Origin of the sequence: Desulfobulbus sp. (assembly GCF_031547805.1) — a bacterium.
GTDB lineage: Bacteria > Desulfobacterota > Desulfobulbia > Desulfobulbales > Desulfobulbaceae > Desulfobulbus.
Window position 1 is genome coordinate 1 of sequence record NZ_JAVBRQ010000047.1, and the last position, 18350, is coordinate 18350.

The 18350-nt window shown below is 65.9% G+C and carries 19 protein-coding genes; 14 read left to right on the forward strand and 5 right to left on the reverse strand.

Annotation, left to right across the window (positions count from 1 at the left end; all coding sequences use genetic code 11):
* Window positions 1-268: 268 nt before the first annotated feature.
* From RMR13_RS14620 to RMR13_RS14630, 3 genes are read right to left on the reverse strand one after another with little or no spacing between them, the layout of a single operon-like run.
* Window positions 269-865 (reverse strand): outer membrane lipoprotein carrier protein LolA, encoded by a 597-nt coding sequence (locus RMR13_RS14620; protein WP_310601362.1) that lies wholly within the window; start codon window positions 863-865, stop codon window positions 269-271.
* Window positions 862-1599 carry a 3-oxoacyl-ACP reductase FabG gene (gene fabG / locus RMR13_RS14625; protein WP_310601363.1) on the reverse strand — a complete coding sequence of 246 codons (738 nt, stop codon included), beginning with the start codon at window positions 1597-1599 and terminating at the stop codon, window positions 862-864. Before fabG ends, RMR13_RS14620 begins: the two co-directional genes overlap by 4 nt.
* A gap of 9 nt (window positions 1600-1608) precedes the next feature.
* Window positions 1609-2043, reverse strand: coding sequence for a hypothetical protein (locus tag RMR13_RS14630; protein ID WP_310601364.1), 435 nt, complete (start codon window positions 2041-2043; stop codon window positions 1609-1611).
* Between the two features lie 234 nt (window positions 2044-2277).
* Here RMR13_RS14630 and RMR13_RS14635 point away from each other — a divergent pair, with 234 nt between their 5' ends.
* The 11 genes from RMR13_RS14635 (at window position 2278) to RMR13_RS14685 (ending at window position 12755) form a co-directional block, all read left to right on the forward strand.
* Entirely contained in the window at window positions 2278-2544 is a 267-nt protein-coding gene (locus RMR13_RS14635; protein WP_310601365.1) for a phosphopantetheine-binding protein, read from the forward strand.
* Window positions 2541-4703, forward strand: a complete 2163-nt coding sequence (locus RMR13_RS14640) for a beta-ketoacyl synthase N-terminal-like domain-containing protein (RefSeq protein ID WP_310601366.1) — start codon at window positions 2541-2543, stop codon at window positions 4701-4703. The genes RMR13_RS14635 and RMR13_RS14640 overlap by 4 nt, the downstream gene beginning before the upstream one ends.
* The gene (locus RMR13_RS14645) at window positions 4700-6046 is read left to right on the forward strand and encodes a lipid biosynthesis B12-binding/radical SAM protein (RefSeq protein ID WP_310601367.1); all 1347 of its coding nucleotides are present in this window, start codon (window positions 4700-4702) and stop codon (window positions 6044-6046) included. The genes RMR13_RS14640 and RMR13_RS14645 overlap by 4 nt, the downstream gene beginning before the upstream one ends.
* A gap of 92 nt (window positions 6047-6138) precedes the next feature.
* A complete protein-coding gene (locus RMR13_RS14650; RefSeq protein WP_310601368.1) occupies window positions 6139-6516 on the forward strand; it encodes a hypothetical protein in 378 nt (125 codons plus the stop codon).
* Window positions 6500-6766: a phosphopantetheine-binding protein gene (locus tag RMR13_RS14655; RefSeq protein WP_310601369.1), complete on the forward strand. Its 267-nt coding sequence runs from the start codon at window positions 6500-6502 to the stop codon at window positions 6764-6766. The genes RMR13_RS14650 and RMR13_RS14655 overlap by 17 nt, the downstream gene beginning before the upstream one ends.
* On the forward strand, window positions 6767-7834 hold the full coding sequence (locus tag RMR13_RS14660) for a radical SAM protein (RefSeq protein ID WP_310601370.1): 1068 nt from the start codon (window positions 6767-6769) through the stop codon (window positions 7832-7834).
* 16 nt (window positions 7835-7850) lie between these two features.
* Window positions 7851-8849: a radical SAM protein gene (locus RMR13_RS14665; protein WP_310601371.1), complete on the forward strand. Its 999-nt coding sequence runs from the start codon at window positions 7851-7853 to the stop codon at window positions 8847-8849.
* 7 nt (window positions 8850-8856) lie between these two features.
* Window positions 8857-10116, forward strand: a complete 1260-nt coding sequence (locus RMR13_RS14670; RefSeq protein WP_310601372.1) for a beta-ketoacyl-[acyl-carrier-protein] synthase family protein — start codon at window positions 8857-8859, stop codon at window positions 10114-10116.
* A 31-nt stretch (window positions 10117-10147) separates the two neighbouring features.
* Window positions 10148-11413 (forward strand): beta-ketoacyl-[acyl-carrier-protein] synthase family protein, encoded by a 1266-nt coding sequence (locus RMR13_RS14675; RefSeq protein WP_310601373.1) that lies wholly within the window; start codon window positions 10148-10150, stop codon window positions 11411-11413.
* Complete coding sequence (locus RMR13_RS14680) at window positions 11413-11889, forward strand: thioesterase family protein (protein ID WP_310601374.1); 477 nt, start codon at window positions 11413-11415, stop codon at window positions 11887-11889. Before RMR13_RS14675 ends, RMR13_RS14680 begins: the two co-directional genes overlap by 1 nt.
* The gene (locus RMR13_RS14685; protein WP_310601375.1) at window positions 11889-12755 is read left to right on the forward strand and encodes a polyketide synthase dehydratase domain-containing protein; all 867 of its coding nucleotides are present in this window, start codon (window positions 11889-11891) and stop codon (window positions 12753-12755) included. The genes RMR13_RS14680 and RMR13_RS14685 overlap by 1 nt, the downstream gene beginning before the upstream one ends.
* A 6-nt stretch (window positions 12756-12761) precedes the next feature.
* Here RMR13_RS14685 and RMR13_RS14690 read toward each other — a convergent pair whose 3' ends face one another.
* Window positions 12762-13160 carry a hypothetical protein gene (locus RMR13_RS14690; protein WP_310601376.1) on the reverse strand — a complete coding sequence of 133 codons (399 nt, stop codon included), beginning with the start codon at window positions 13158-13160 and terminating at the stop codon, window positions 12762-12764.
* 123 nt (window positions 13161-13283) lie between these two features.
* Here RMR13_RS14690 and RMR13_RS14695 point away from each other — a divergent pair, with 123 nt between their 5' ends.
* The 3 genes from RMR13_RS14695 to RMR13_RS14705 are packed head-to-tail and all read left to right on the forward strand — an operon-like array spanning window position 13284 to window position 17871.
* Window positions 13284-14000: a hypothetical protein gene (locus tag RMR13_RS14695; protein ID WP_310601377.1), complete on the forward strand. Its 717-nt coding sequence runs from the start codon at window positions 13284-13286 to the stop codon at window positions 13998-14000.
* A complete protein-coding gene (locus RMR13_RS14700) occupies window positions 13997-17068 on the forward strand; it encodes a methyltransferase domain-containing protein (RefSeq protein ID WP_310601378.1) in 3072 nt (1023 codons plus the stop codon). The genes RMR13_RS14695 and RMR13_RS14700 overlap by 4 nt, the downstream gene beginning before the upstream one ends.
* Window positions 17065-17871 carry a polysaccharide deacetylase family protein gene (locus RMR13_RS14705; protein ID WP_310601379.1) on the forward strand — a complete coding sequence of 269 codons (807 nt, stop codon included), beginning with the start codon at window positions 17065-17067 and terminating at the stop codon, window positions 17869-17871. The genes RMR13_RS14700 and RMR13_RS14705 overlap by 4 nt, the downstream gene beginning before the upstream one ends.
* Before the next feature lie 169 nt (window positions 17872-18040).
* On the opposite strand, the gene RMR13_RS14710 is transcribed toward RMR13_RS14705, so the two are convergent.
* A partial coding sequence (locus tag RMR13_RS14710) for a transposase (protein ID WP_310601380.1) occupies window positions 18041-18350 on the reverse strand: 310 nt, incomplete at its 5' end.

Genomic DNA, 18350 nt, shown 5'->3' on the forward strand with positions numbered 1-18350 from the left:
AAACATATCCCAGTCCACGGCCTCTTTGATCTTGGTCAGCGGGTCGCCGTTTTTGTCGATTTTGTGTAATCGGTCCTGCAGATCAAAAAAACCGGGCTGAATCATGGCGGCTCTCCATCGGGTCAGAAGGTGGCAAGGTTCCTTAAAACGATGGAAACAATAACATATTATCGATAAATCAACAAGTTAATTGCTTGATCCGCTGCAGATTACTGCATCTAATTTTCAAGATACCCTAAAGGCGCCTTGATGGAGGGCCTCGCCGTTTTCAGGGGACGGCGAAACGCTGGGCCGGAATGTCCCGATTCAGAATCACTTGGGAAAAGGTCAGCACGGTGACGGCCTCGTCGCCCTCGACGATGGTAATCCGGTCCATTACCCCTTCCTGGGCGCCCAGGCGCAGTTCGATTCGCTTGATCACCGTCTCCAGGCCCGGCTCCCTGGGCGTGAGGACCAGCGTCTGCGCTCCGGTGCGGCTGACCGCAAAAAGGGGATTGTCGCCGAAGCGACCGTCCAGCCAACTGCCGATATCCTGGAGCACGGTTCGCATGGCATCCACCCCGGCGCCGTTGTCCCGCTCGAAGCGGCCATCGCGCTCGATCAGCTTGTCGATCCGGCCGTCGTGGAGCAGCAAAACGGTATGGATGGGCCGCAGGTATTCCCACCGCAGGGATCCGGGCGCCTGAAAGGCGAGGGTTCCCCGGGAAATCAGCGGCCGGGTAAGGATGGCAAGATGTTTTTCCTGGGTGAAATCGGCTTGCACCGAGCGCAGGCGGGTGGAGGCGGCATCGGCGCCGTCGCCCCGGGCCACGGTTGCCCCCAGCAGGAGGCTCAGCATCAGGCACCAGACCAGGCGCGCGCTCACAGCATCCCGCCGTTGACCGAGATCACCTGGCCGGTGACGTAGGAGGCCGCCTCGGAGCAGAGAAAGGCCACCACCCGCGCCACCTCTTCCGGCCGGCCGATCCGGGCCATGGGAATCAATCCCTTGATGTGCTCTTTGGGGGCCTTGGCGATCATCTCGGTATCGATCAAACCCGGCGCCACCACATTGACCCGGATGCCCAGGCGGGCGACCTCCGTGGCCACGGTCCTGCTCGCCGCGTTGAGTCCGGCCTTGGCCGCGGCGTAATTGGCCTGCCCCCGGTTGGGCATCAGCGAGGCGGCCGAGGAGATGGAAACGATCGCCCCCCGCCGGGCCCGCACCATCTGCTCCAGCACCGGCCGGGTCATGTTGTAGAAGCCGTGCAGACTCGTCTCGATCACCCCGTGCCAGTTTTCCGGCGACATCATCATGAACAGGCCGTCGGCCAGGGTGCCGGCATTGTTGACCAGGATGTCGATGGCCCCCAAGCGCCCGGCAATCTCCAGCACCGCGGTTTCGGCCGTCTCCCGGTCGCGGACGTCGAATCGGCAGATCTCGCCCTCGCCGCCCGCCGCCCGCACCTCGGCCAGGGTGTGTTCGGCGCCATCCCGGTTACGGCGGTAATTGACGATCAGATAGCAGCCGCTTTGGGCCAACTCGATGCAAACGGCCCGGCCGATGCCGCCGCTGCCGCCGGTGACGATGGCCACCCGAGGGGTGTTGTCCGTGCTCATGTCCGCTCTTCAGGCTTGATACAGTTGGAGGACCACCGAGGCGACAAGTCGGCCGTCCCGGTGGAGTTCGCTGGTGACTTCCCTGAATTTATCGAACACCAGGGTATTTTCCGCCCGGGTCTCGATCCTGCCGCCGAGGGGCAGGCGGCCGACGAAGAAATCCGCCCGCTTCACCGCCACCAGCCAGCCCATTCGATCCGAGTCCAACCCCCGGCGCCGGATGCGGTCCCAGCCGTTGCACACCCCGGCGGTCTGGGCCGCCAGTTCGACGCAGATCAGGGACTCGGCGCCCCTCGCGTCGGTCAGCGGCCAGTCCGGCCGTACCGTGCTCAGGGTTCTGGCATGGACGGCGTCCACCTCCAACACCTCGTCGATCAGCAGCATCGCACCCCGGTGCGGCAGCAGATCCTCGAGGGTCAGGTTGGCGAGTGCAAAGGCGCTCATGTTCCCTCCGGCACCGTGGGATGGCAAACAACGCGGCAAACGGGCTGCTGGCACCTGCAACCGAAGGAAATCCCTCGTTTTCTCCGCGCGCATCCACCGAGTCTTGATGACAAATGAGCAAAAACGACTATATTATTCTTTTTTTTCGTCCTTGCATTACTTTTTCACCAACCAACGACCTTCTTCCCGGGAAAAACCGATTGATCACCGGGGCTTGCACAGGTGGAACGCACGATGAACGAACTAATCGAAGAGCTCAAGGTCAAACTGATCGAATTGCTCAACCTTACCGACCTCACCCCCGAACAATTCGATGACCGGGCCCGGCTCGTGGGCGGGGAACTCGGCATCGACTCCATCGACGTTCTGGAGATGGTAGTCATGGTGGAACGGGACTATGGGGTGGTGATCAACAGCCAGGAGGTCGGCGAGAAGGTCTTTGCCTCCCTGGCCGCCCTGGCCGCCCACATCCAGGCGAACAGACCGGGAGGAGTCGGTTGACCCGAAAGGCGGTCCATGTCGCCGCCGCCGGAATCGTCAGCCCCCTGGGCAGCGGCCTGGAGGCGACGGAGGCGGCCCTGCGGGCAAACCGGTCGGCCATCGCCCCCCTTGAGATCTTTCCCCTGCTACAAAACGCGCCGCTGTTGGTCGGCCAGGTCAGGGAGCCGGACCCGGCTCCGCCACTGCCGCGCGCCCATCGCCTGGCCCGCGAAGCCGCCCGCATGGCCATGGCCGGCTGTCCGGAACCGCCCGATGCGATCGTGCTCGGCTGCACCACCGGCGGCATTCTGACCACAGAACGACTTCTGCGCGCAGGCGAACGCGACCGGGACGCCTACCGGTCGCACGGCCTGTTCAGCCTGGCCGAGGACCTTGCCACACTCTGCCGCTGCACCGGCCCGGCCTTGACCGTCTCCACCGCCTGCTCCTCGGGGGCGGTGGCCATCGCCCTGGCCCTGAACCTGCTGCGAATCGGGCGGATGCGGCGCATTCTCGCCGGCGGCGTCGATTCGCTCAGCCGCCTGACCTACTTCGGCTTTCATTGCCTGCAACTGGTCGACCGCAACGGCTGCCGGCCCCTGGATGCCGACCGGCAGGGACTTGCCGTGGCCGAGGGCGCGGCCCTGCTGCTGCTGACCACCGAACGGCCCGAACGGCCGCTGGCCACCTTGCTGGGCGCGGGGCTTTCCTGCGATGCCCATCACCCGACCGCGCCCCATCCCGAGGGCAAAGGCGCGCGGGCGGCCATGCTGGCCGCGCTCAAGGACGCGGGCCTGGCGCCCGATGCCGTCGACTACATCAATCTGCACGGCACCGGCACGCCGGACAACGACCTGGCCGAGGCCCGGGCCATTGTCTCGCTCTTCCCCACGCCTCCGCCCCTTTCCTCGATCAAGGGCGCCACCGGCCACAGTTTGGCGGCCTCGGGCGCCATCGAGGCCGTGGTCTCCTGTTTGGCCGTCAGCCGCGGCCTGATGCCCGGAACGGTCGGCTGCCGCCGGCCGGACCCGGCCCTCGGGTGCACGCCCCAACAAACCTGTACCGAGCGGCCGGTTGCCACCGTGCTTTCCAATTCCTTTGGCTTTGGCGGCAACAACGGCTGCCTGGTCATCGGCCGGCCCGGAAGCGAATCGCCCGAACGACCGCCGCCACCGGACGATGTGCTCGCCATCCACGCAAGCGCCTGCCTGACCGGGGCCGGTCTCCTCCGGCCGACCCTGGAGCGGCTCCGCCTCGGCTTGCCGGTGGCCGGCCAGCTAGCCCCGGAGCAAGTGGCCGGCCGTCTGCCCGCCAAGCTCGTCCGCCGGATCAAGCGGCTGGCCCGCCTCGCCCTGCTGCTCGCCGACGAAGCCTGCGCCGACGCGACGAGCACGGAGCAACCCGAAGCGGTCTTCATGGGAACCGGCTGGGGGGCGCTCTCCGAAACCTGGGATTTTCTTCACCGGTTGAGCGAATCCGCCGAACAGTTCCCCAGCCCCACCGATTTCGTCGGCTCGATCCATAACGGCCCGGCCGGCCAGGTGGCGATGCGCTGCAACGCCACCGGCGCCAACCTGACCGCCAGCGGCGGCGACTATTCCTTCGAACAGGCCCTGCTGGCGGCACAGACCCTGCTGCCCGCATCCGGCCGGCCGGCCCTGCTGCTCGGCGCCGACGAGGGGCACGCCCAGTTCTCGCCCCTGCTCGATCCCTCCGTTACCGCCGGGGCCCTGGCCGACGGCGGCGGCGCCCTGTATGTCAACCGGGACCGCGAACGGGCACGCTGCCTGACCCGCCTGGCCTTTTACGGCCGCGGCGGCGGCACCGATCTTGTGGAGCACATGCTCGCGGCCCTGGGCGAGGCGGCGGCGTTCCGACAACGCACCGCCGCCGTGTTCGCCGGGGTGCCGGCCGCCCGACGGGCCGAGGGCGACCGGCAGTTGACGCGCCTGTTCGACCTAATCGGCACGCCGCTGCCCACCTGCCGCTATCGCGCATTCACCGGCGAGTTCGCCTCGGCTTCGGCCGTGGCCGCGGTCCTGGCCGCGGCCTTTGTCGAGGCAGGCCGGATTCCCGGCCCCCTGATCGGAGGCGACGACATCGTCCTGCGCCCAGGCGACAGGCTGCTTGTGCTGGGAACGGGCCAGTGCCTCACCGCCATGGAGTTTTTCAGGCCATGAAGGTGCTGCTGCTCTCGCCCAACACCCTGACCGCGCCCTATCCGGTCTATCCCCTCGGCTTGGATTACGTGGCCGGCTCCCTGTCGCCCGAACACCGGGTGCGGATCGTCGATCTGCAGGTCGTCGACCGGGCGGCCCTGGCCGGCCTGCTCGACGACTTCGCCCCCGAGATCGTCGGCATCTCCTGCCGCAACATCGACAATACCGATGCCACCGATTCCCTGTTTTTTTTGCACGACTACCGGGAACTGGTGGCCTGGTTGCGGCAGCGGACGCCCGCGCTCCTGGTCTGCGGCGGCTGCGGCTTTACCATCATGCCAAAACGCATCTTCGAGCTGCTCGGGGTCGATTACGGCATCGTCGGCGAGGGCGAGCGTTTCGGGCTGCTGGTCGATGCCCTGGCTCAGGGGCGTAATCCGGCCGAAATTCCCGGAGTGTTGGTGGCCGGCGGCACCGTGGCCCAACCGCCGCCCTGGCGGGGAAAACTGTACCGCCGGCTTCCCGGCCGGGACGAACAAAGCGGCTTTTACGTCCGCAACGGCGGCATGCTCAACCTCCAGAGCAAGCGCGGCTGCTCGTTTCGCTGCCTCTATTGCCCCTATCCCCGCATCGAGGGCGGCACGCACCGCTTGACGGATCCGGACGAGGTCGCCCGGACCGCCCAGGGATTGCAGGCGGCCGGAGCGCGCTACCTGTTCCTCACCGACTCGGCCTTCAACTCCGATATCGACCACAGCCTGGCCGTGGCCGGGGCCCTGCGAGAGAGCGGCCTGGCCGTTCCCTGGGGCGCCTTCTTCACGCCGGTCGCGCTTCCGGCCGGCTATTTCGAGGCCATGGCCGCCGCCGGCTGCCGGCACGTCGAATTCGGCACGGAATCGCTGGCCACAGCCATGCTTCGGGCCTACCGCAAACCCTTCCGGCCGCCGGACGTGGCCCGCGCCCATCGACAGGCCCGCGCCGCCGGCCTCCACGTGGCCCATTATTTTCTTCTCGGCGGACCGGGCGAGTCCGCGGCAACCGTCGACGAAAGCCTCGACGCCATCGAAGGACTCGACCAAACCGTCCTGTTCTTTTTCATCGGCATCCGAATCTATCCCGGCACCGGCCTCTACGATCACGCCGTGGCCGAGGGCAAGATCGACCGGGACACCGATTTGCTCCAGCCGGTATTTTACGAGCCCGACGCCATCGACCTTAAGACGATCGAGGCCCGAATCGTCGATCGGGCCGCCGGACGCAGAAACTGGCTGGTCGGCTCGGGAGGCGCAGCCGTGGCGGCAACCGTACGGACCTTGCACCGGCGGGGTTTGGCCGGGCCGCTCTGGGAATACCTGACCGGGTAAACGAGGGCGCCCCGGCCGCGTCCGGGGGGATTCCGGCCTTCCCGGGGCGATCTGGACATAATTCCAATTTCACCTGGACATAAAACGAGAACATGTGGTATTCGCTCCTTGATTTAGAGATGCCTGCACCCAACGACATCAGAGCCCGGGTGGTTGTCAACGGCGACTCGCCCTGGTTCTCCGGCCACTTCCCCGATCGCCCCATTCTGCCGGGCATTGCCCAGCTCAAGATGGTCGCCGATGTCATTGCGCTCGCACGGCAGGAGCGTTTATGGATCAAGCGGTTGCATCGAGTGAAGTTCAAGCGGATCGTCGGGCCGGGGGAGCGGCTCGACATCCATGCCGTGCCCATGAATGGGGGCGCCCTCTACTCTTTTCGCATAACCCATGGCCCAGAGGACGTTTGCTCCGGCACGATGTCCCTTGAAAATCAACAGGATGCAGAAACGACCCATGACCAGCGACCTTGAGCAAACCACCCGCCGCATCGCCGAGATCATCATCAACGAGCTCAAGCTGGAAGATGTGACCCCGGACACCTTCAACCCCGACCTCGACCTGGTCGACGAGGTGGGCATCGACAGCATGGACCTGGCCACCATCGCCCTGGTGATCCGCGACGAATTCGGCATCCGGATCGACGAGGACGACTATCCCAAGTTGACCACCCTCCGCATCATCGGCGAGTATATCGCCGACAAACGGAGCGGCGGCGAATAAATGTCCGGCCGGTCGCCAGGGGAAGCGGTCTGGAAGTTCTCCGAGATCGTCGCCATTCCCGCCGTGCGGGAGCGGTGGGAAAAGGTGCGCCGCTATTTCTTCCTCCGGGAATCCACCTACGACATGACCCATCGCTGCAATATCCGCTGCGACGGGTGCTATTACTTCAACGGCGAGAAGCAGTTCGCCGCCGAGAACAACGATCCCGCCGCCTGGCGTGCGCTGATGGCGGCGGAAAAGGAACGGGGCATCACCTTCGCCGTCCTGGCCGGCGCCGAGCCGTCGCTGGTCCCCGAGCTCTGCCGCGTCTGCGCCGAAACCATCCCCCTAGGCGCCATCGCCACCAACGGCCTGACAACAATCCCCCGCGAGATCGACTATCGCATCCACATCTCGGTCTGGGGCAACGACGCCACCAGCAAGGCCATCCGCAAGGCCGGCCACATGCTCGACCGGCAGATCGCCAACTACCAGGGCGATCCCCGGGCGGTCTTTGTCTATACCTTCACCCCGCAGAACATTCTCGAGGCCGCCGAGGTGACCAGGCGGCTGGCCCTGTGCGGCCAGCGCGTCACCTTCAACATGTTCTCCGCGCCGGTGGGGTATGCCGGCGCCCTGCGCCATACCTCGCAGAGCCTGGCCGCCACCGCCGAGATGATGGCCTGCCTGTTGGCCGACTATCCCGAGTCGGTGCTGTTCTCGCCCTACAACATCGTCGCCCACACCCACGTATTGGGCTTGCACGCCCTGTATTCCTGCTCCTACCCGCGGATGAACCCGTCGACCGCCGTCGGTCTCGGCCGGTCGTTTCGGCAGTACCGAACCGATCTGCAATGGGATCGCGGCGCCGCCTGCTGCGTGCCGGACACCGACTGCGCCGATTGCCGCCACTACGCGGCCGGCAGCGCCGTGGTCACCGCCCGGATGTATCGCCACGCCACCGACCCGGACACCTTTTCCGCCTGGCTCGACTATGTCGACACCTACCTGGCGGTCTGGGTCCGGGGCTACGACAAAGGCCCCAATCTCTGTGACCATCCCGTCACTCCGCCGCCAGACGGTCAATAGAGGCAGAGTCGCTCGCATGAAAACAGTCAGTTCGCTCCTCGATTCCTACTGGCACGATCGCTACCGGCGTATCTCCAGGCTCAACATCCGCAGCTCCATTTACGACGTGACCGACCGCTGCAACCTCCGCTGCAAGGGCTGCTTCTTTTTTTCGTCGAACGAGCACAAGGCCGCCTCCGAAGAAAAGGATGTGGCCAAGTGGCACGCCTTTGTCGAAAGCGAGATGGCCCGGGGCGTCAACCTGGCCATCCTGATCGGCGGCGAACCCACCCTCTGCCCCGACCGGATCGAGGCCTTCTACCGCCGCCTGCCCACCTTCTGCGCCACCAATGGCATCGTCAAGGTCGACCGCAGCCGGTTTCCGGATCTGATGGTCGGCATTTCCCTGTGGGGCGACGCGGCCGACGAGATCGTTTTGCGGGGCAGGGACACCTTCGCCGTCTCCAGCGCCAACTACGCCGGCGACCCCAACGCCTATTATCTCTACACCATCACGCCGAAGCAATTGGGCAAGATCGAGAACAACATCCGCCGGATCAAGAATGTCGGCCTCAAGGTGCACATGCAGCTGCTCTCCAACGACGAGGGCGTGGACGGCTTTTCCTGGCAGCCCGACGAGCTGGCCGCGGTCCGGGCGGAGATGGACCAGATGCTGGACAGCTACCCCGAAACGGTGATCTCCTCGAAATACTACCACCGGATCATCACCACCGGCACCATGTGCGGCCGCGCCTTCGGTTGGATGGAATGTCCCTCGGTCACCGATCCCCTCGACCAGCGCGAGCCCCGCCCCAAGCGGTTGACCAACTTCATCCGCTGGGCCTCGGATCTCAAGACCATGCACCGCTGCTGCACCTCCGAGACCCGCGACTGCTCCACCTGCAAGGACGGGGCGGCCCACATGAGCTGGGTCATGGTCAACAAACGCGCCCACATGACTAACTCCGAGAGCCTGCAAAACTGGATCGAGGTCTACGAGATGTTCGCCAAGCTGTACCGTTTCATCCCCTGGTAGCGCGCCGGTGCGGTTTTCGGAGGGAAAAAGGGCGGTCGTTGTCGGGTACGACGCCATTTCGCCGCTGGGCGCCGACCTGCCGGAGCAGTGGCGCAATGCCCTGGCCGGCCAGAGCGGCATTGGCCCGCTGACCCGCTTTCCGCTGCACGACGACTTTCCGGTGCGCATTGCCGGGCAGGTGCCGGAGATCGACCACCTGGACTACCCCTTCCTCACTCCCCGGCACCGGGCGGCCTGGCACTCACCGGTGTTCCGGTACGGCATGCTGTCGGTGGCGCGCGCCCTGGAACGCAGCGGCATCGATATCGATGCCGGCCTGGCCCCGCGCGTGGCCGTGACCTACAGCTCGGCGGTCGGCGGCATCGACGCGGTCCTGGCGGCCGACCGGAAATGGCAGGCCGAGCGGAAACTGCCCCACCCGTACGCCAATCCCAATTCCTGCATCAACATGATCGGCGGCAAGATCGCGATGCTGACCGGCGCCAGGGGGCCGATCCTCTCGGCCATCACCGCCTGCGCCACCGGTCTGACCTCAATGCTGGTGGGCGCCATGCTGCTGGCCCAGGACCGGGCCGATATCGCGCTCTGCGGAGCCGTGGACTGCGCCCTGGTCGAGCCGATCCTCGCCGGATTCCACACCATGAACGGCGCCTTTCATCCGAAACAGGGGCGGGAAGACGAGTCGCCGGCGCGGGCCAGCCGCCCCTTTTCCGTCGACCGGCGCGGGTTCGTGGTGTCCGAAGGGGCCGGGGCGATCGTCCTCGCCACCAAGGAGTTCGCCGCGGCCCACGGCCTGCATCCCACCGCCGAGTTGGCGGGCTGGGGCATGACCTCGGATGCCCACCATTTCGTCATGCCCGCCGAGGACACGGTCCGGCAATGCATGCTCGACGCCCTGGGCGATGCCGGCGTCGCTCCCGGCGACATTGCCGCGATCAATGCCCATGCCACCTCCACCAGGGCCGGCGACCGGATCGAATTCGACGCCCTGCGCGCGGTCTTCGCGGGCAAGCTGCCGCCGGTCAGCGCCAACAAATCCCTGCTGGGCCATGCCATGGGCGCCTCCAGCGCCATCGAAACCATCCTGGCCCTGCGCGGCATGGAAGAAAACGTGGTGCCGCCCACCATCAACCATCGGCCCGATCCCGAGATGGAGCTGGATTGCGTGGCCGAGGGCGCGCGGACGCTTACGCAGGAGCATGTGCTCAAGAATGCCTTCGGCTTCGGCGGCTGCAACGCCTGCGCGGTGCTGAGAAAAATAGCCTGAGATCCCCGGCCATGGAGAGAGAGGAACAACGATGAAGGCCCCGCTCAACAGAAAGGTCGTGGTCCTCGGCTATGGCGCCGCCACCGCCCTGGGCCGCACCTTCGCCGCCACCTGGGAAGGCGCGGTGGCCGGCAGGGCCGGGTTCCGCCGGCTGACCCGGTGCACGGTGGAAACCCGCAGCCAGGTGGTCGGCGAGATTCCCGACTGGGATCCGGGCGCGCTCCCCTACGTCGGCCGCAAGGACGCCTCGCTGTGGAATGCGGATTTTGTCTTCCTCACCATGGAGACCTGCCGCCAGGCCCTGGAGGACGCCGGCCTGGAAATCGACGGCCGGACCGGTCCGCGCACCGCCTGCCTGATCGGCTCGGCCCTCAACGGTTCGGATGCCTACCGGATCGCCATGGACAACTACACGCGCCTGGGGCCGCTCAAGGTCAGCCCCTACCTGCTGCCGAACCTCTGCGCCAATCTCCCGGCCGGCAAGGCGGGCATGCTGCTCGGCTTCACCGGCCCCATCTTTTCGCCGCAAGGCGCCTGCGCCTCGGGCAACCACGCCATCGGCATCGGGGCCCGGATGATCCGGGACGGCGATTGCGACTTCGCCCTGGCCGGCGGGGTCGAGACTTGCCTGATTCCGGAGATTATTCTCGGCTTCGCCAACATGCTGGCCACGATCAAGGTCGGCCCGAAAGATCGCGCCTTCGACGATCCCGCCCAGGCTTCCCGGCCGTTTAGCATCGACCGCAAGGGCTTTGTCCTGGCCGAAGGGGCCGGGGTGCTGGTCCTGGCCGCCGAGGAGGCCGCCCGCGCCCATGGCCTGTTGCCCAGGGCCGAGATCGCCGGCATCGGCTGGAATTCGGATGCGCACCATTTCACCCGGCCCAACGAACAAACGGTCACCCAAGCCATGCAAGACGCCATCGAGGATGCCGACATCGGCCCGGAGACCATCGGCGCGATCAATGCCCACGGCACCTCCACCCCCACCGGCGACACCACCGAGGCCGAATGCATGCGGACCGTCTTCGGCCAAGGCTTGCCGCGAATCCCGATCTCGGCCAACAAATCCCAGGTCGGCCACAGTCTTGGCGCCTCGGCCGCCATCGAGGCGGCGCTCGGCATCGAGGCCATGCGCCGGGGACTCGTGCTGCCGACGGTCAACCACCTTCCCGACCCCGCCCTTGCCGACTTGGACGTGGTGCCCAACCGGAGCCGCAAGCATGTCCACGAGTTTTTCCTGTCCAACTCGTTCGGCTTCGGCGGCACCAACTGCTGCATTGTTTTCAGAGGTCTGTGATGCGCCCCAAACCATTTGTCCCGGAACCCCACGACCGCCCGTCCCATGTGCGCGACACCAAGACCGGCCTGGTCTGGCACCGCTGCGAACTGCGCACCCTGTACGTCGACACCGACCGGTCCCAGGTGGTCTACCACGCCAACTACCTGCGCTATTTCGAGTTCGGACGGGCTTCGCTCATGCGCGAGGCCAACTATCCCTACAAGGAAATCGAGGCAAGCGGCTACCTCTACCCGATCATCAAAACGGAACTCAACTACCACTCGCCGCTCTTCTACGACGACCTGATGTATATCCACACCCGTCTGGCGCGGCTGGAACTGGTCAAGGTGCAGTTCGATTATCTGATCACCAGGGCGGACAACGGCGAGATCGCCTGCACCGGCATGACCCGCCATTGCGCGGTCAACGCCAACCATATCCCGGTGGAGATCGACGCCAAGACCATTGCTCTCTGGAACCAGTTTCCCAGCTGATGCCCGGCGAACGCAGGGAAATAGTCATCCCGGTCCGGCCCTGGTTTGCCGATCATCGCTTTGCCGGCCGCATCGTTTTGGCCGCGGTGGAGGCCATGCAGATCCTGGCCGCGACCGTGCAAGCGACGCATCCCCACCTGGAGGTCGGCGGGATGCGCGACGGCCGTTTTGCCAAACTGCTCGAAATTCCGCCGGCCGCCACTGAAATCGACGCCCTGGTCGAGTCGGAACCGCTGGATAACGGCGAGATCCGCGCCCGGCTGATGACCAGGACCCAAGGCAAGGCCATGGCCCGGCTGGTCGTCCACTGCGAGCTGACCTTTGCCGACGGGGCAATTCCCGACGGGCCAGGACCCAAGTGGGCGACCGACCCGTGGCCGGAGGCAGGCGCGAGCGTCTCCGCCGAGCAGGTGTACCGGGAATTGGTCCCGTTCGGCCCAGCCTACCGGAGCTTGCAAGACCGGCTGGTTCTCCATGCGGATGCCGCCTGGGGTACCGTGCTGGCGCCCGAGCCGGACCACTCCCCGACCGGGCCGCTGGGCTCGCCCTTTCCGCTGGACGGGGCCATGCACGCCGCCTGCGTCCACGGACAGCTCCTGGTCGATTTCGTGCCCTTCCCGGTGGGCTTTGCCGCCCGGCGCATCGCCAGGCCGACCCGGACCGGCGAACGGTATCGCACCCTGGCGCTGCTGCAAGCGCACGCGAACGACCAACTCGTCTACGATCTCTGCATCCTCGACGAAGAAAATCGGGTACGGGAGACGATCAAAGGATTGCGGATGCGGGATGTGAGCCGCGGCCAGATCAAGCCGCCGGCGTGGATCAAGGCGATGGCACGGGAAGGACAAACGATGGGCGGGGCGTAAGCGGCCTCAACGGGAGAGGTCGGGCCGTTCGTCCGCCACCTCCGCCGCAACTTGGGCCAGGCAGCGTTCCACGGCCACCCGGACCAGCCAGCGGCAGAAAATCAGGGAATAGACCGCGCCGGACAGGTACATGCCCGCAAGAAACACCAGGTGGGAAAAGCCGTAGACCAGGGGACCGCCAATCGCGACGATCCATGGGGTCTCCCAGTGCAGGGAGAGCAAGCCCATGGCGGCGACCGCCGGCCAGCCGAGGAGAAAGCTCAAGCCGATGAGCAGGACGCCGAACAGCACCCTGGCCGTCGGTTTCTCGCCAAAGGCCGACAGGTCGGCCCGTTCCGCGATTGCCGACCGGACGAAATCGGTCGCCGCGAGCCAGAGGATGCATTTTTTATACAATTGTTTCATCGTGTCCTGGCCCGCCTGGACCACAGGGAAGGAAAACAACGGCCGGGACGCTTGCAAGCGGTCCGGGAGTTCACTATATCCCGGCCCAACCGGCGAAGCAAGATGGGAGCGGATCGGAACACCATGAGCCAAGGCCCGGGCTGGGACTTTTTCGACGCCATTTACTGCATCACATTGGACAGCCGGCCCGACAGGATGGCGGCGGCAAGCGAGCAGTTTGCTCTGGCCGGCCTGGAGGGACGGGTGGAGTTTCTCGTCGTGGCCAGGGACGAGGAAAATCCGGCCCGGGGCATTTACGGCTCGCACCAGCGCTGCCTCTCCCGGGGGCTGGCGGCGGGCGCCCGGCATATCCTGATCTTCGAGGACGACGTCTTTTTCCGGGATTGCGACCCGGAGCGGCTGCGCCAGGCCTGCGGTTTCCTGCAAGAGACCGACAGCTGGGACGCCTTGTTCCTCGGCTGTCTCACCAACGGCAGCCAGCCCACCGGCCGGAATGCCGTGGTCCGGGTGCGCTATCGCTGCCTGGCCCACGCCTATGCTCTCAACCGTCCCTTTGCCGAACGGATCGCGCGGGAACCGTGGCAAGGAATCCCCATCGACGGGCTCCTCCAGGCCGTGGGCGGGCATTTTTTCGCCCTCCGCCCGATGTGCGCCTTCCAGGGGCTGGCCAGCAGCGACAACAAAACCGTGTGGATCGATCGGCTGCGCTCCCTGTTCGGCGGCCTGCCGCTTATCCAGCGGGGCAACGAACTCTATCACAACAACAAGGGGCTGTTCGTCCTCCTGCACCTTGCCGCCGCAGTGGCCGCCATCGTCCTCTTTTTTCTTGTCCGTCCATGAAATCCGCCTCGATCAACTATCCCCTTCTCCTCATCGTCAGTGCCGCGACCGCTTTGTTCGCCTATTTGGGGATTGCCCGGCTGCATATCGATACCGATATCGTCGCCACCCTGCCCGCCCACGAGCGGGTCATCGCCGACGCGCTGGCAATCTTCCGCAACCATCCCATCCACGACCAGGTCGCGGTCGACGTGGCGATCGACCGCGTGGCGCCGGAGATGCTGGTGGCCTGCGGCGAGCGCCTGGAGGAGCGCATGCGGGCCAGCGGCCTCTTTGCCGAGGTGGGCAAAAACGATGCCGGCGCCCTGGTGCCGGAATTGGCCCACCGCGTGGCCGAGACGCTGCCGCTGCTGTTTTCCCGCGAGGAACTGGAGCAGACCCTTGCCCCCCGACTGCAGGACGACGCCATCCGCCAACGGCTGCAGGCTGCGATGGAGGCCATGTCCGGCCTGGACGGCATCGGGCAGGCCGCCTTTCTCCGGCTCGATCCCCTGGGCTTCAAGGACCCGGTCTTGGCCAAGCTCATCCATCTGGCGCCGTCGCAGCAGGCCACCTTGTTCAAGGGGCACCTGCTTTCCCGGGACGGACGGCATCTCCTGGTCGTGGCCCGCCCCGCCACCGCCGGGACCGACGGCGAGGCCGCCCGCAAGCTGGCCGCTTTTTTTGCCGAGGCCGGCCGCGACCTCTCGCAAACCTTTGCCGCCTCGGGCATCCGGGTCACCCTCACCCCGGCCGGGGCCTTCCGGGCCGCCCTGGACAACGAGGCCATCATCACCCACGACGTACAACTGGCCCTGGGGCTGACCACGGCCGGAATCGCCCTGTTGCTGCTGATCGCCTTTCCCCGGCCCCTGGTCGGTTTGCTCTCCCTCCTGCCGGCGCTGGCGGGAACAGCGACGGCACTGTTTCTCTATTCCCTGTTCCACGACTCGATCTCGATCATGGTCCTTGGGTTTGCCGGCGCGCTCATCTCGATCATGGACGACCACAGCATCACCTACCTGCTGTTTCTCGACCGGCCCCATGCTACCCGAGGCACGGACGCGGCCCGGGAGGTGCAGGCCATCGGGGGCAACATGGCCCTGCTGACCACCGTCGGCGCCTTCCTGGCGATCAGCCTGAGCGATTTCCCCGTCTTTCGCGAACTGGGACAGTACACCGCCCTGGGCTTCATCTGCACCTACCTGTTCATCCACCTCATTTTTCCGCGCATCTTTCCCGTCATGCCCGCGGGCCGCGACCGCGTCCTGCCCCTGCACCGGCTTGCCGACCGCCTCTTCAACACCGGCAGGACCGGCGCGGTGGCGGCCCTGGCTCTGGCCCTGGTCCTGGTCTTCTTTGCCAAGCCGGAATTCCGCATCAGCCTGAGCGAGATGAACACGGTCAGCGAGCAGACCCAGGCCGACGACCGGATGTTCACCGAAGTTTGGGGCAATGCCGCCGCCAAGGTGCACCTGATGACCACCGCCGCTTCCATGGCCGAGTTGCAGGCCCAAAACGACCGCCTGCTGGCGCGGATGGAGCAGGACATGCGGGCCGGCACAGTGCAGTCGGTGTTCCTGCCTTCCATGCTTTTTCCGGGTCCGGAGCGCTGCCGGGACAATGCGGCGGCCTGGCGCTCCTTCTGGACACCGGAACGGGTGCGGCAGGTGAAAACCGCGCTCGTCCGGGAAGGCACCGCCCTTGGCTTGACGGCCGACGCCTTTGCCCCCTTTTTCGCCCAGCTCGATTCCCCGGACCGGCAGGCACCTCCGGTCCTCGAAAGCCGGTATGGCCGGTTGATGGGCATCACCACCGGGCCGGCGGGACAATTGATCCAGTTCACCCTGCTCACTCCCGGCCAAGCCTACGATGCCGCCGCCTTCCTCGAAACCTACGGCCGGGACGGCAAGGTGTTCGACGCCAACTTTTTCTCCGACCGCCTGGGCGCCACTCTGTTTGCCACCTTTGCCACCCTGTTGGCCGTGATCGCGGCCATGGTGAGCATTCTGGTCTTCGTCCAGTTCCTGAACTGGCGGCTGACCTTGATCACCCTGACCCCCCTGGTCTTCGCCTTGATCTGCACGCTCGGCACCCTAAAGCTGATCGGCCGCCCCTTGGACATTCCCGCCCTGATGCTCGCGGTGGTCATCCTCGGCATGGGCGACGATTTCGCCATCTTCACGGTCCGCGGCTGTCAATGGTACGGCACCGTCGACCATCCCGGCCATGTGCTGGCGCGCAGTGCGGTGCTGATGGCGGCGGCTTCGACCTTCATCGGCTTCGGCGTGCTCTGCTTCGCCCAGCACAGCACCCTGAAAAGCATCGGCATCACCTCGTTGCTGGGCATCGGCTACTCGCTGCTGGGCACCTTCCTGCTCCTGCCGCCGCTGCTGCGCGCCTTTTTTGATCAGGAGAACCGGCCGGTGGCGTCGAACGCATCCCTGGAGCAGCGGATGCGGCACCGCTACCGGCTGCTCGAAGCCTATCCCCGGATGTTCGCCCGGTTCAAGTTCAAGCTCGACCCGCTCTTCCGCGAACTGCCGCACCGGTTGGCAGGGTGCGGGGAAATCCGGACTGTTATCGACATCGGCTGCGGCTACGGCGTGCCGGCCTGCTGGTGTCTGGAACGATACCCGATCGCCAAAGTCATCGGGGTGGACCCGGACCCCGATCGGGTCCGGGTTGCGGCCCGCGCCACCGGCGACCGGGGCACCATGCTCGTGGGAGCGGCTCCGGAGCTGCCCGAGCTGCCCGGCCCGGCCGATGTGGTCCTGCTCCTGGACATGTCGCATTATCTCGACGATCGCCAGTTGATCGCCACCTGCGCGCGCTGCATGGCCCTGCTGGCCCCCGGCGGCTTGCTGCTGCTCCGCTTCGTGACCCGGCCGCAAGGCTCCCTGTCGGCGGCATGGTATCTCGAGGACTGGCGGGTCCGGTTGGGAGGCCGGCACCCCTGGTACCGTCGCCCTGAGGATCTCCAGCGGATGCTGGCCGAAGCCGGCCTGGTCGAACTCAAACTGCAAGCCGCGATCAACCGGGAGCTCTTTTGGCTGAGTGGCCGAAAACCGGGAGCGCCGGCGGTATGAGACGGCACCGGCCTTGGAGTTTCAGCCCGGCGGCAAAAACGGGCATGGCCGCCCTGCTCACCGCCATCCCGCTGGGGTTCACTGCGGCCCCGCAGACCGCCGCCGTGCCCTTGGCGCTTTTCCTGCTCGCCTGCCTGGCCGCGCCTTTTCTGCCGCGCTCGTCTTTTTTCCTGCCCGTGATCTGCCGGGGTGCGCCCGGCCGCAAGGGCATCGCCCTCACCTTCGACGACGGCCCCTTTCCCGCCTCCACCCCGATCCTGCTCGAACTGCTGGCCCATTACCGGCTTCCGGCCACCTTTTTCGTGGTGGGCGAGCAGGCCGCCGCCCATCCGGAGCTGATCGCCGCCATCCTCGCCCAAGGCCATACCATCGGCAACCATTCCTATCGCCACGACCACCTGCTCATGCTGCGGAGCTGCGAAACCCTGGAGGCGGATATCCGCCAGACCCAGGACGTTTTAGCCGGCATGGGCACACGGCCCCTGTTTTTCCGGCCGCCGATCGGCATCACCAGCCCCCGGCTGCGACCGGCCCTCGCCTCCCTGAACCTGCAGGCCATGACCTTCAGCTGCCGCATCTTCGATCGCGGCAACCGCAAGATCCGCCATCTCGCGGCCAGGGTGCTGAGACAACTGCAACCGGGCGACATCCTACTCCTCCACGACAACCCGCCCGCAAGCGAGGAGGAAACGGCCCTCTGGGTGCAGCAACTCCATTGCCTGCTTGGCCGATTGTCCCAAGAACATCGGATCGTGCCACTGGCGGATCTCATCGACCAGCCGGTCATGGTTGCAGAAGGATGAAAGGGAATCTTGAAATTTAGCTCAGTACCCTCCATCAGCATTTACCGGGAAATTTTTCGCAAAGATCATGCTGTTCTGGCTTTCAATTCGATCGGTTTTGCACCTTAGCGGCGCCCCGTTCCACGCTCAATGGCGTTTTTTTGCCATGTTGCCGCTCTCCGGGCGCACTTCACCCGGTGACAGCCAGAAGCATCCCCATCCGGTCAATGTTGTACGCCAAGTTGCGCAAGCCAATCTTGACCCGAGCCCGGGCTATGCCGATCGTGCGCAACAGCAAATTCCCCGCTCGCTGGGTCTGCACACCAAAGATGTGCTCGACCCGCGAACGGATCCTGGACCTGGTCTTGTTGCCTTCCTGTTCTCGGGCCGTCAAGGGATGGTTACGACTCCCCTTGCGTTGGATGTGTTCACGAAAACCGTCCCGTGCCAGATGTTCCAGTCGCTCCGCCGAGCGATAGGCCGAATCCGCCCACACATCC

What these genes read in the sequence shown, in the direction of transcription:
- RMR13_RS14635 (WP_310601365.1), top strand. Translation starts at nt 2,278, where the DNA reads ATGAACGAACTAATCGAAGAGCTCAAGGTCAAACTGATCGAATTGCTC.
- RMR13_RS14650 (WP_310601368.1), top strand. Translation starts at nt 6,139, where the DNA reads ATGTGGTATTCGCTCCTTGATTTAGAGATGCCTGCACCCAACGACATC.
- RMR13_RS14695 (WP_310601377.1), top strand. Translation starts at nt 13,284, where the DNA reads ATGAGCCAAGGCCCGGGCTGGGACTTTTTCGACGCCATTTACTGCATC.
- RMR13_RS14665 (WP_310601371.1), top strand. Translation starts at nt 7,851, where the DNA reads ATGAAAACAGTCAGTTCGCTCCTCGATTCCTACTGGCACGATCGCTAC.
- RMR13_RS14680 (WP_310601374.1), top strand. Translation starts at nt 11,413, where the DNA reads ATGCGCCCCAAACCATTTGTCCCGGAACCCCACGACCGCCCGTCCCAT.
- RMR13_RS14645 (WP_310601367.1), top strand. Translation starts at nt 4,700, where the DNA reads ATGAAGGTGCTGCTGCTCTCGCCCAACACCCTGACCGCGCCCTATCCG.
- RMR13_RS14690 (WP_310601376.1), bottom strand. Translation starts at nt 13,160, where the DNA reads ATGAAACAATTGTATAAAAAATGCATCCTCTGGCTCGCGGCGACCGAT.
- RMR13_RS14685 (WP_310601375.1), top strand. Translation starts at nt 11,889, where the DNA reads ATGCCCGGCGAACGCAGGGAAATAGTCATCCCGGTCCGGCCCTGGTTT.
- RMR13_RS14675 (WP_310601373.1), top strand. Translation starts at nt 10,148, where the DNA reads ATGAAGGCCCCGCTCAACAGAAAGGTCGTGGTCCTCGGCTATGGCGCC.
- RMR13_RS14655 (WP_310601369.1), top strand. Translation starts at nt 6,500, where the DNA reads ATGACCAGCGACCTTGAGCAAACCACCCGCCGCATCGCCGAGATCATC.
- fabG (WP_310601363.1), bottom strand. Translation starts at nt 1,599, where the DNA reads ATGAGCACGGACAACACCCCTCGGGTGGCCATCGTCACCGGCGGCAGC.
- RMR13_RS14630 (WP_310601364.1), bottom strand. Translation starts at nt 2,043, where the DNA reads ATGAGCGCCTTTGCACTCGCCAACCTGACCCTCGAGGATCTGCTGCCG.
- RMR13_RS14705 (WP_310601379.1), top strand. Translation starts at nt 17,065, where the DNA reads ATGAGACGGCACCGGCCTTGGAGTTTCAGCCCGGCGGCAAAAACGGGC.
- RMR13_RS14700 (WP_310601378.1), top strand. Translation starts at nt 13,997, where the DNA reads ATGAAATCCGCCTCGATCAACTATCCCCTTCTCCTCATCGTCAGTGCC.
- RMR13_RS14660 (WP_310601370.1), top strand. Translation starts at nt 6,767, where the DNA reads ATGTCCGGCCGGTCGCCAGGGGAAGCGGTCTGGAAGTTCTCCGAGATC.